Here is a 12,521-nt window from a genome sequence, read left to right as displayed (position 1 = left end):
ATATGACTACACCGCAAAAAAAGTGTGATCCGGCAGTGATTACTGCCTACGAGGAACCATCAGTTCCTCCGCTTCATGCAGGGTGGCTTGTTGTCCCTGTGTTGGGCTTGCTGCTTTTGGCTGCACATTTTTTTCGGTTCGGTGATATGGGGCTGGCCGTTGCTATTGTTGCCATGTCCGGTCTGGTTTTTACCCGACTCGGCTGGGCGCGCTTTGTTTGTTCAGCAACTCTTTTTATCAGTTCATTCCTTTGGGTTCAGACAGGGATAGATTTTGTTCAAATCCGTATGGCGGAAGGGCAGCCTTGGATGCGGCTTGTGGTGATCATGGTCGGTGTATGTGCCTTTAGCCTGTTAGGGGCATGGATTCTGACCACAGAGAAAGCAGATGCCCGTTTTTTTAAAGGGAGATCAACGGCGCTCAGTCAGACCGCAGTGTTTGCTTTGGCAAGTGGTGGTTTGTGGCTTTGCCGTGTCATGCCGAAAAATATGACGCTGCTTCTTGCTGACCGTTTTGTTCCGGGAAGCGGGTCTGTGGAGATCTTTATTATAGCTGTCTATGCTGCATGGCTATGCGGGGTGTTGCTGGACAGGCGTACGCAGCGCAAGGTGCGTTCCTATGCATGGGCGTTCTTTTCCTTTGTCTTTTTTAGCCAGCTTGCGCTGGGATTGCTTGGGTTTAAAACCTTTCTCATGACCGGCGAACTGCATCTTCCTGTTCCTGCTCTCATTGTGGCAGGGCCGTTGTTTAGAGGCAGCGGCTTTTTTATGCTCATTCTTTTTTCAGTGTCTGTTCTTCTTGTGGGTTCTGCATGGTGTAGTCACTTATGCTACATTGGCGCATGGGATGATAGAATGAGCCGTGTCCACAGAGGTAGAACAGGCCGTCTGCCTGCATGGGCTCCTAAGGTTCGCATTGTTCTTGCTGTAGTTGTTTTTGCAATCGCGCTCGGGATGGGGTTGTCAGGCGTCCCGGTAGTTGTTGCGGTCTGGCTTGCTGCACTCTTTGGAATGACTGGTGTTGCGGTCATGCTTTTTATGAGCCGTCGAATGAAGCTGATGGTGCATTGCAGTTCGTTTTGCCCTTTAGGTGTAATGTCGAATCTTTTGGGAAAAATAAGCCCTTGGCGGTTACGTTTTTCTAAAGACTGTACAAAGTGTAATGCCTGCATTGCGGTCTGTCGGTACAATGCGATAACGCCGGAGCGATTGGAGGCAGGGGTGCCGGCCTTCTCCTGCTCATTATGTCGGGATTGCACCGCAGTCTGTAAGCATGGAGCGGCTGAAGTTCGGTTTTTCGGAATTGCTTCTCCCAGAGTCACTCATATATTTGTAGTGCTCGTTACATCTTTGTATGCGATATTCTTAGGTGTTGCGAGGATGTAGTTCATGAACCGTAGTTAGCCAAAGTGCTTTACGTGAGCATCGCGGTCATGTATCTTACAGTCCACGAAATATGACTATGATGTATGATCCAGAACAATATAAGCGCAAAATTACCAAAGAAGAGATAAATGCGTTACCGCTACGGCGATATGATGGCGACATTTGTCTCATTCGCACAGAAGGTGAACTGCAGTATGCAGTAAACCGCATGAAGGAGGAGGACTTGCTCGGTTTTGATACCGAAACAAGGCCGACTTTCAGAAAAGGTAAAATTAATCTTCCTTCTTTGGTTCAATTAGCGTGCTCGGATGTTGTCTTCCTCATCCAGCTGAACTGGGTATCTTTTAGTGAACCTCTTATTTCGTTGCTTGCCGACGACTCTATTCTAAAAACCGGAGTAGCCGTCAGAGACGACATTAAAGATTTACAGAAGCTGTCCCCGTTCAGAGACAGAGGTGTGGTTGACTTGGGAGAGGTCGCCCGTCATATTGGTCTTGAGACTCACGGATTGCGCAACCTTGCTGCAAACCTGCTGGATTTCAGGATTTCAAAAGGAGCTCAATGCTCCAACTGGGCGAACAAGGAGCTGACACATCAACAGATAGTATATGCTGCTACTGATGCTTGGGTTAGCCGTCTTATTCACATTAGAATGGAAGAAACCGGTCTTATGGCTGGTGTTTCCCTTGATTGATGCACTGCGTTTCAGCAATGCAAAAAAGGTCGAAATCGTTTGATTTCGGCCTTTTTTGTTTTTTTGAAACAAAAAAGCTATGATTGCACACCATTGTTCATAAATAATACATTTTGTCATATTGATGTAACCATGTCTCCATTAGGTTGTAATGAATTACTGATGTAACCGTCATGCGAGTTGGAGGAAACTGATGGCCAATACTATATTGCTTGTTGAAGATGATGAAGACATTAGGCAGCTGCTTACATTTACATTTGAGGCGGCAGGGTTTGATGTAATTACCCGCGCAGATGGTCAGGAAGGGCTGGATGCTGCCATTGCAGAAATTCCGGACGTCGTAATTCTGGATATTATGCTGCCTTCCATAAGTGGACTGGATATCTGCAAGATGCTTAAACGCAAGGCCGAAACAGAGTCTATTCCGGTAATAATGCTCACTGCCCGTGGTGAAGAAGTAGACCGTGTTGTCGGGTTGGAACTCGGTGCAGATGACTATGTGGTTAAGCCGTTCAGCCCGCGTGAACTGGTTTTGCGCGTGCGTGCCGTACTCAAACGTAATGCTCCGGTTGAACCGGCAGCTAAAGCAACAAGTCTTAAAATGGACGGTCTTGTTGTGGATATGGATGCGTATAAGGTTCTTATAGACGGTGAAGAAGTGCTGCTGACAGCAACTGAATTTAAGCTACTCGCAGAACTGCTTAAGAATAAAGGTCGTGTCCGTACACGTGATCAATTGTTAAATACTGTCTGGGGATACGAATTTGAAGGATATGCTCGAACAGTAGATACACATGTACGTAGGTTACGCCAAAAAATTGGAGACTACGCAAAGTATATCGAAACAATGCGTGGTGTCGGATATAGATTTAAAGAATAGCATCCACTGGTGCATACTGCATTGGGGGATGATTGTAGCAATGGTGGAGTAAATCAATATGAAAATGTATGCCAAGGGGCTGAATTTCTACTACGGTGATTTTCAGGCATTGGAAAATATTAACCTTGAGTTTGAACAGAATCAGGTAACGGCACTTATCGGTCCATCCGGCTGTGGCAAATCTACCTTTTTACGCTGTCTGAACCGTATGAACGACCTTATTCCTGTGGCGCGTGTGGAAGGGGAAATCGTTCTTGAAGGGACAGATATTTATAATCCCAAACTTGATGTGGTAGAACTGCGCCGCCGTGTTGGAATGGTTTTTCAAAAACCGAATCCGTTTCCTAAGACAATTTTTGAAAATGTTGCTTACGGATTGCGGGTTAACGGCATTAAGGACGCTTCATTTATTGCTGCAAAGGTAGAGGAAAGTCTTAGAAACGCGGCTTTGTGGGATGAGGTAAAAGATCGTCTGGATACTTCAGCATTAGGACTTTCCGGAGGTCAGCAGCAGCGTCTTTGTATAGCCCGTGCGTTGGCAGTTGAGCCTGAGGTGCTTCTTATGGATGAGCCGGCGTCAGCACTCGATCCTATTGCCACACAGAAAATTGAAGAGCTTATTTTTGAGCTTAAAAAACAGTATACTATCATTATTGTTACACACAGCATGCAACAGGCTGCGCGTGTTTCTGATAATACCGCTTTCTTCTACATGGGGAAACTCATTGAGCATGGTGAAACGGAAGTACTGTTTACGAGACCTTCGCAAAAGCAGACAGAAGATTACATTACCGGCAGGTTCGGTTAACAAGTTCTGTAGTCATAATACCCGCCGAATTATATACGACAACGTTTTTGGAGAGAATACATGGAGACTAAATTTCATGTGAAGCTGGATGCTTTACGGGCTAAATTACTTGAGATGGCAGCACGGGCGCAGCATGCTGTTGAATTTGCCACTGTGGCACTTTTACAGAGAGATGTTGAGCTGGCAGAACGTGTCATCAAAGATGATAGACTCATTGATGAGATCGAATGTGAAGTTGATGAGATGTCTTTGCGTCTTCTGGCTCTTGATACACCAGTCGCTGTTGATCTTCGTTCCATTGTGGGAATGATGCGTGTGGCCGTGAATCTGGAGCGGATCGGCGATCAGGCAGTAAATATCGCAAGACAGGCTAAATATCTGTCGTCCAGGCCTGCATTGCCTTTTGAACAAAATTTGGAAGAGCTTTGCAATGTTGCACTGGATATGTTGAAAACATCTATTGTGGCTCTGCGTGAAGGAGATTCTCTGCTTGCCCGCGAAGTGTGCCGCATGGATGAAGAGTGTGACGAGCTTGATGTAGAAGTGATTAAAGAGTTGGTTAACTATATGGGGTATGAATCCCCCGCTGTTAAGCGTGCTGTGGCTGCAATTCTGTCTTCCCGGAGCCTCGAGCGGGTAGGCGATCTTGCCACTAATATTGGTGAAGCCGTCGTCTTTATTGTCGAAGGCGAAAGCATCAAACACAAGGTTTGTAGTCAGCACGACAGGTTGTAGAACATGGTAAAGAATCTCTGTCTGGTGTGTCGATTTTAGGCAGTCGGATATTTCCCAAAAAAGGTAAAATTTCTTCCATGTTTTTTTCCTAGATGTGAGCTTCCGCTTCTTTTGTTTTTTTTACATAAATAGCAAAAAAACGTTATTGTCGAATGAAGCCTCTGTACAAAAAATTTGTACAGAGGTTTTTTATGTACTATGCTGAAAATAAAGAAAGTTTTTATGTAGAATAATGTGTTATTGCATGACGAAAATGTTAAAAAATAAATTTTACTATGAAAGTCAAACTAAAATAGGAGAAAAAGGGTACAGTGTGTTTATTTGTAATAATAGATAGTTAGCGTTGTTTGACGAAAAAGCAAAGGTGCGATATTCACGCTAAGCTTTCAGCGTTAGGACTATAAAATTTTGTCTACTTCAAGTTACGCATGGCAGTCTTAAATCTGCCTTTTTTGTTGCTTGGATAGCAGTGTGAAAGACTCATTTTGAATGAATATGATCGTGGAATTTATTCAAAAATGTACCTTCTTAGTAAGTGCCTAACTTACCTATCGGGGGGGCATAAAGACGGTTGCGACGTGCAGACTGTATTACCAGAGAGGAGGGTGAAGTCTGCGTGCCAGATGTCGTTGTAAAACCGTAATCTGCTGTTTTGTATGAATTTTGTCTGATGCTGCTGCATCGGCAAGTAAAGGAGATCTCTTAATGAAGTTGTGGACTCAAATCCTCATCGGTATGGTTGTGGGTGTGGTTATCGGTGCGCTTGTACCGGCATTTGTACCATACATTGCCCCTGTAGGGACTTTGTTTATTAATGCTATCAAAATGCTCATCGTTCCATTGGTATTTGCATCTCTTGTTACTGGTATGACCAGCATGGACGATGTGAAAAAGCTTGGCCGTATCAGCTTTAAAACTATAGGCATTTACCTCACCACCACTCTGGTCGCTATTTCTATCGGTCTCATTATTGGTGAACTGCTCCAGCCGGGCGCAGGTATGAACCTTGCTGCGGCAGGGGAACAGGTTGCTAAAGAAGCTCCTTCCCTTTCCAGCACGTTAACAGGCCTTATTCCTAAAAATCCGATTGATGCAATGGTAAAAGGGAACATCCTGCAGATCATTGTCTTTGCAATCTTTATTGGCCTTTCTATTAACTTTGCCGGCGAAAAAGGTGCTCCTGTTAAGACCTTCTTCGAATCTCTTGCAGAAGTAATGTATACCATGACTTCCATTGTCATGGCATGTGCTCCATACGGTGTTGCTGCTCTTATCGCAAAAGTTGTTGCTCAGTACGGACTGGATGCTCTTCTGCCTCTCGCAAAAATTATCTGTGCAGTCTATGTCGGTGCAATTCTACATATCCTTCTGACTTACGGCGGCTACATCACAATGTTTGGCCGGTTGAACCCAATAAAGTTCTTCCGCGGTATCCTTGATGCGCAGATGGTGGCATTCTCTACAACATCCAGTGCCGGTACTCTTCCTGCTACTATTCGTTGTACGGAGAAAAACCTCGGCGTTTCTTCTTCCATTTCCAGCTTTGTGCTTCCGCTTGGTGCCACCATTAATATGGATGGAACTGCAATTTATCAGGGCGTATGTGCTCTCTTTATTGCACAGGCATACAATGTCGACCTTACCATGGGCAACATTGCGACCATTATGTTGACGGGTACTCTCGCTTCTATCGGTACCGCCGGTGTTCCGGGGGCAGGTCTTATTATGCTTTCCCTTATTCTTTCTTCTGTAGGTCTGCCTATGGAAGGAATCGCGCTCATTGCCGGTATCGACCGTATCCTTGATATGGCTCGTACTACTGTTAACATTTCCGGTGACGCAATGACTGCTGTTCTCGTTTCCCGCACTGAGAAAGAACTCGACGAAGAAGTTTATAACGCTTCGTAGTTTTTTTTATACCGTACGTAAAAAGGCTCGCAACATCCGTTGCGAGCCTTTTTTTATTGAGAAGTATGATAAGCCATATGAAATAATTGCGTGCTTACATGTATAGGAGGAGGCTGTATCATAGAATTAAAAAATCATGATAGCTTCCCGTAATAATTGAGTATGGAGATAGTATGAAAAAACTAATCAGCTTCCTCATCATGTGTATGTTTTTACCTGTGGGTGCTTTTGCAGAACATGCTGAGATTCCGTTGGAGAAAATTACTGATCCGGATATGGCACATGCGCTATTTGTTAAGGCGATGAATGAGAAAAATATTGATCAATTATGCTCGATGTATACAGATGATGCGGTAATGGTGTTGAGGGATGGAAAGCTGGAAGTAAGCGGTCAGAGCAGTCTTCGCAGAGTATTTTCCATAATGGTGGATATGGTGGAAACGCTTAATATTGAAACCGTATATCAGGTTGAAGCTGAGAACACCGTTTTGTTTAGATCAAAATACCGTTCTGTGTATAAAACGCCTGACGGTAAGATAGAAGAAGTCGTCAGTAGCGGTATAGAAGTCTTGGAGAAACAGGCAGACGGGACGTGGTTGTTTTCTATAGATCACCAAAATGGCGGATCTAATGTCTTGTAATTTAGCCGACTGGCACAGCGTATATGGAAAAACGGGCTTGAGATATTCTTAAGCCCGTTTTGTATGTTGCATAACAAAAAAGCCCATGCACGGTAGTGCATGGGCTTTGTATTAAGGAATAGAGCAGATTAGCCTTTAATGAGATCTTTGAGCTTGTCAAAGGCAGCGCTGATACCGTCAGCATTGTTACCGCCAGCCTGAGCCATGTCAGGGCGGCCGCCGCCTTTACCGCCAACTTCACCGGCAATTTGACCGATGAGCTGACCTGCTTTGAATTTTTCGTTGAGATCCTTTGTCACAGCTACAAGCAGGGTTACCTTGCCTTCACTGTCAGCACTGGCAAGGCAAGCGATGCCGGAACCGAGTTTGGAACGGATGTCGTCCATAATATCACGCAGTGCTTTTACGTTAGGAACGTCCACACGGGCTGCGAGAACTTTTACACCGTCAACGTCGGTAACGTTGGACATGAGGTCGCCACCCTGGCTGGACGCTGCTTTTGCTGCAAGCTTTTCCATGTCCTTGCGCAATGAGCGATTTTCTTGCTGCAAGCCTTTAACGCGGTTGACAACGTCTCCCGCTTTACCTTTAACAAGACCTGCAATTTCCTGCAGTTCTTCACGGTTGGCAAGGGAGAGGTTGAGTGCGTTAAAGCCGGTTGCTGCTTCAATACGACGGATACCGGCTGCAACGCCGCTATCGGAAAGAATGAAGAAGGAGCCGGCCTGACCTGTTGCAGAAAGGTGAGTACCGCCACAAAGTTCAACAGAGTTGTCACCGATAGCAACAACGCGGACCTGATTGGCATATTTCTCACCGAAGAGAGCCATTGCGCCTTTTTCAACAGCCTTATCGTATTCCATTTCAGCAACATCGAGAGGAATATTTGCCATAATTGCAGCGTTAACATCCAGCTCAATCGCTTTAATTTCTTCCGGAGTAATAGCTGCGATGTGGGTGAAGTCGAAACGCAGACGGTCTGGAGTTACCAGAGAACCGGACTGTTTTACGTGGTCACCGAGTACGCGGCGGAGTGCAGCGTGGAGCAGGTGAGTACAGGTGTGGTTACGCGCAGAAGCAAGGCGAAGTTTTTCGCTTACCTGCATGTTCACAGCCTGTTCATTACGGATGGTGCCTTCAGAAATTTGAATATGATGCACGGTAAGTTCAGTGTTCGGTTTCAGAGTATCCAGAACCGCAGCTTTACCGGAATCAGCAGAGATTATTCCGTGGTCTCCGGACTGACCGCCGGATTCTCCGTAGAATGGTGTTTTACCAGTTACAATGTAGCCTTTCTGGCCAGCAGTAAGGGAATCCACTTTTTCAGCTTCTTCGTTCATGAGGACTGCAACACGGCTTTCTGTGCCGAGGGTGTTGTAGCCTACAAATTCGCTACGAAGTCCTTCTTCGAGAAGAGACTGGAAGCGAGCGGAAAGTGTATCACCTGCAGCGCCTTTCCATGCAGCTTTTGCACGTTTTTTTTGCTCAGCCATGAACTCATTGAAGCCTTCTTCATCAACAGCAATACCGCGTTTTTCAGCGATGTCGTTGACGATATCGATAGGGAAGCCGAAGGTGTCATACAGCTTAAATACTGTTTCGCCTTTAAGCGTTTTATCGGAAGTGTTTTCAACAGCGAGGAGTTCGTCTTCCAGAAGAGCAAGACCTTTATCCAACGTTTTGTTGAAGCCTTCTTCTTCCATAACAACAACGCGATCCATAAAATCTGCGTTTTCGCGAAGTTCTGGGTATTGGTCGCCCATAACTTCCACTACCTTGGCAACGGATTTGTGGATGTAGCATCCGGAGAGACCCATCAGGCGACCAAAGCGGTACGCACGGCGGATAAGACGACGCAGGACGTATCCGCGGCCTTCGTTGGAAGGAAGAATGCCGTCGCTGATCATGAATGCGATTGCACGACTGTGGTCAGCAATAACGCGAAGAGCAGTGTCTACGTCATCACCGTCTTTCTTGTAGGTTACACCTGCAAGGTCGGCAGTAAAGTTGATAAATTCGAGGAAAAGGTCTGTATCGTAGTTGGAGTATACGCCCTGACAGACTGCTGCGATACGTTCAAGGCCCATTCCTGTATCGATATTCGGTTTAGGAAGCGGGGTGCGAACGCCTTGTTCATCCTGATTGAACTGCATGAATACGAGGTTCCAGATTTCGAGGAAACGGTCGCAATCACATTTGCCGATGCCGCAGTCAGGGCCGCAGGTCATGTGTTCACCCTGATCTATATGGATTTCGGTACACGGACCGCAAGGGCCGGTGTCACCCATAGACCAGAAGTTGTCCTTTTCACCGAGACGGAAAATTCTTTCTTCCGGCACGCCTGCTTCGGACATCCATAATTCTTTTGCTTCGTCATCATCGTTGTAGATAGTGATGTAAAGCTTGTCTTTTGGAAGGCCGAGTTCTTCGGTAATAAATTCCCATGCGTAGCGGATAGCATCTTTTTTGAAGTAATCGCCAAAGCTGAAGTTGCCGAGCATTTCAAAGAATGTGTGGTGGCGTGCGGTACGGCCAACGTTTTCAAGGTCGTTGTGTTTGCCGCCTACGCGCAGGCACTTCTGGGAGGTGGTGGCGCGTACATATGCTCGTTTTTCCTGACCGAGGAATGTTTTTTTAAACTGAACCATGCCTGCGTTGGTGAAGAGCAGAGTAGGGTCATCGGCAGGAATGAGAGATGAAGAAGATACAATTTCATGTCCTCTTTCCTCGAAAAATTTGAGAAACTTTTCCCGAATTTCGTTTGCGGTAATCACAGCGTTGTCTCCCTTAGAAAAACATTAACGGCTTATTGTTAAAAGAAACGCCGCCCTGATTTCAGGGCGGCGTACTTTATTCTCGAATATGAGAAGCGGTGCTATTGCTTGGAAGATTTTTTAGGGGCAGCAGCCTCTTTCGGCTGTGCTTCCACGGCTTCTTCCTCAATTACGCCCAGATGTGTAAGTAATTTTTTTTCAATCTGGTCTCTGATCGCGTCGTTTTCGCCCAGGAAGGCTCGAACATTTTCTTTACCCTGACCTAATCTTTCAGAGCCAAACGCGTACCAGGCACCACTTTTATCTACTATTCCGTGTTCTACACCAAGATCGATCAATTCACCAGTGCGGGATATGCCTGTTCCGTATAAAATGTCGAATAAAGCTTCACGGAAAGGTGGCGCAACCTTATTTTTTACGATTTTTGCGCGAGTACGGTTGCCGAAAACTTCTTCTTTATCTTTAAGAGACTGGATTCGACGCACATCAATACGGATAGATGAGTAAAATTTAAGAGCGTTACCACCTGTGGTGGTTTCTGGGTTACCGTAGCCCATTGTGCCAATCTTCATACGGATCTGGTTAATAAAGATAACACTTACGTTAGATTTATGGATGGTGCCGGTAAGTTTACGGAGTGCATGAGACATAAGGCGGGCCTGACTGCCGACCTGTGTTTCGCCCATGTTACCTTCCAGTTCAGCCTGCGGAATAAGAGCCGCAACGGAGTCGATAACGATAATATCAACAGCGCCGGAACGAACAAGCATATCTGCAATATCAAGAGCCTGCTCGCCGTAGTCCGGCTGGGAAATAAGGAGTGCCTCGGTATCTACGCCAAGACGGCGTGCATATGTCGGGTCAAGTGCATGTTCAGCATCAATAAATGCCGCAGTTCCGCCCTGCTTCTGGCACTGTGCAATGGCATGCAGTGCCAGAGTTGTTTTACCGGAAGATTCAGGGCCGTAGATTTCAGTAACACGGCCTTTAGGAATACCACCGATGCCTAACGCGAGATCAAGTGAAATAGAGCCGCTAGGGATAACAGGAATTGCGACATGTGCATCGTCGTTCAGCCTCATAACGGAACCTTGTCCGTACTTTCGCTGAATAGTGCTCATTGCTGTAGTAAGAGCCTCACGACGCATGTCATCCGGGCTCATTGCAGATTTAGTAGCCATTGTTTTAAAATCTCCGTGCGGAAAGTGTTGTTTGGGGAGTGTTCATCGTGAATAGCAAATCGCTGAGGCAGGGGCAATCTCCAAAATGTGCAACGTAAGTTATGTACATCGTGCAAATATGAGTATCAAAAAAAAATGTGCCCGAAAATCTTTATTCATGAATTCAGGAGAATAGCGTCAGCAGGGGAAAACTAGTCTTGCTTTTATATGTAATGAGCCTTATTTGCCGTGCATGGAAAAGGTAACGAAGCAATATGACGCCGTGGCACTATTGTCCGGCGGACTGGATTCTCTGCTCGCTGTAAAGGTTATACAGGATCAGGGGCTTAGGGTAAAAGGGTTGCATTTTGTAACCCCATTTTTTGGTAAACCGCACTTAGTGCGTCGCTGGGAAAAATTATACGGAATGGAAATCGACGCTGTTGATGTGTCGGAAGAGTTTGTCCGTATGATGGTGGAACGCCCAGTACACGGGTTTGGTAAAACATTGAACCCCTGTGTTGACTGCAAAATCCTCATGCTCAGAAAAGCTCATGAACTGATGGGGAAATACGGTGCCAAGTTTATTATCTCCGGTGAGGTTATCGGGCAGCGTCCGATGTCGCAGCGCAGAGATACTCTTAATGTAATTAAGCGTGATGCAGACGTGCAGTCCGTACTGCTTCGTCCTTTATGCGCCCTGTGCCTGAGTCCTACTCCGATGGAAGAATCGGGACTTGTTCAGCGTGATAAGCTGCTTGGTCTATCCGGCCGTGGCCGCAAGGAACAATTAAGGCTTGCAGAACATTATGGATTTACAGAAATACCTTCTCCGGGGGGCGGCTGTAATCTGACAGAGCGTGAAAACGGACGCCGTTACTGGCCTGTCCTTAAGTTTTCCCCAACGCCATCCGTTGCAGACTTTAAGTTGTCAAATATAGGGCGTCAGTACTGGTCCGGTGCACATTGGATGGCTGTCGGCAGAAACCAGATGGACAACGAGTCACTTCTTAAGATAAAGTTAGATACAGACCTCGTTTTTAAAGTCGTGGACTATCCGGGGCCAATCTCCATCGGCCGCCAGTTTGAAGGCGCTCCTTGGTCTGAAGAAGCAATTGCGGATGCAGCAGCATGGGCAGCTTCTTATTCTCCAAAAGCAAAAAAAGCTGGTGTTCCAATTGAAGTGAGTGTAGTAACTATAAGTAAGGAGAACGAAGTAGAACGTATCCTTACTGTTACTCCAACGCGAGAAACACCAATGGGCTGGGCTGAATGGCTTTGGCCTGATGCAAAAGAAGAAATACGCGACGAGGCTCGTGCCCGCGCGAAATAATAGAATTTCCTGGATGATTCGTCAGCCGTTGATACGTAGGCAGAATCAATACTATCAAATACAGGCACCTTGCCGTTGTCACCAAAGGGGATTGAGTTGCTCCTGACGGCGGCTGCCATATCCTTTAATTAAAGGATTTTGCAAGGTCTCACCGGTAACGGTCAATCCGGGCTAATATTAGAGAGTTCTTTCACAACTGTGGA

10 protein-coding genes are annotated in these 12,521 nt (G+C 46.1%); 8 read left to right on the top strand and 2 right to left on the bottom strand.

Translation table 11 applies throughout. The annotated features are described in order from the left end of the window. Window positions 1-2: 2 nt before the first annotated feature. From F461_RS0102015 to F461_RS0101985, 7 genes are all read left to right on the top strand, one after another. Window positions 3-1,385 (top strand): 4Fe-4S binding protein, encoded by a 1,383-nt coding sequence (locus tag F461_RS0102015; RefSeq protein ID WP_019999485.1) that lies wholly within the window; start codon window positions 3-5, stop codon window positions 1,383-1,385. Window positions 1,386-1,461: 76 nt separating this feature from the next. Then, window positions 1,462-2,079 (top strand): 3'-5' exonuclease, encoded by a 618-nt coding sequence (locus F461_RS0102010; protein WP_019999484.1) that lies wholly within the window; start codon window positions 1,462-1,464, stop codon window positions 2,077-2,079. A gap of 190 nt (window positions 2,080-2,269) precedes the next feature. After that, complete coding sequence (locus tag F461_RS0102005; RefSeq protein WP_026364567.1) at window positions 2,270-2,959, top strand: response regulator; 690 nt, start codon at window positions 2,270-2,272, stop codon at window positions 2,957-2,959. Between the two features lie 58 nt (window positions 2,960-3,017). Continuing rightward, complete coding sequence (gene pstB / locus F461_RS0102000) at window positions 3,018-3,767, top strand: phosphate ABC transporter ATP-binding protein PstB (protein ID WP_019999482.1); 750 nt, start codon at window positions 3,018-3,020, stop codon at window positions 3,765-3,767. A gap of 60 nt (window positions 3,768-3,827) precedes the next feature. Further along, a complete protein-coding gene (gene phoU, locus F461_RS0101995; protein WP_019999481.1) occupies window positions 3,828-4,502 on the top strand; it encodes a phosphate signaling complex protein PhoU in 675 nt (224 codons plus the stop codon). A gap of 705 nt (window positions 4,503-5,207) precedes the next feature. After that, a complete protein-coding gene (locus F461_RS0101990; RefSeq protein WP_019999480.1) occupies window positions 5,208-6,410 on the top strand; it encodes a dicarboxylate/amino acid:cation symporter in 1,203 nt (400 codons plus the stop codon). Window positions 6,411-6,583: 173 nt separating this feature from the next. Then, window positions 6,584-7,051, top strand: a complete 468-nt coding sequence (locus F461_RS0101985) for a YybH family protein (RefSeq protein WP_019999479.1) — start codon at window positions 6,584-6,586, stop codon at window positions 7,049-7,051. Window positions 7,052-7,179: 128 nt separating this feature from the next. Here the strand turns inward: F461_RS0101985 and alaS are convergent, their stop codons facing one another. Beyond that, the gene (alaS, locus tag F461_RS0101980) at window positions 7,180-9,825 is read right to left on the bottom strand and encodes an alanine--tRNA ligase (protein ID WP_019999478.1); all 2,646 of its coding nucleotides are present in this window, start codon (window positions 9,823-9,825) and stop codon (window positions 7,180-7,182) included. Between the two features lie 101 nt (window positions 9,826-9,926). Next, window positions 9,927-11,006, bottom strand: a complete 1,080-nt coding sequence (gene recA / locus F461_RS0101975; RefSeq protein ID WP_019999477.1) for a recombinase RecA — start codon at window positions 11,004-11,006, stop codon at window positions 9,927-9,929. A gap of 232 nt (window positions 11,007-11,238) precedes the next feature. On the opposite strand from recA, the gene F461_RS0101970 reads away from it, so the two are divergent. After that, window positions 11,239-12,318: a DUF814 domain-containing protein gene (locus tag F461_RS0101970; protein WP_019999476.1), complete on the top strand. Its 1,080-nt coding sequence runs from the start codon at window positions 11,239-11,241 to the stop codon at window positions 12,316-12,318. Window positions 12,319-12,521 lie beyond the last annotated feature (203 nt).

The organism is Halodesulfovibrio aestuarii DSM 17919 = ATCC 29578, from assembly GCF_000384815.1.
GTDB lineage: Bacteria > Desulfobacterota > Desulfovibrionia > Desulfovibrionales > Desulfovibrionaceae > Halodesulfovibrio > Halodesulfovibrio aestuarii.
Note: the sequence above shows the minus strand (reverse complement) of the source record. Positions and strands in the feature narration are given on the sequence as shown.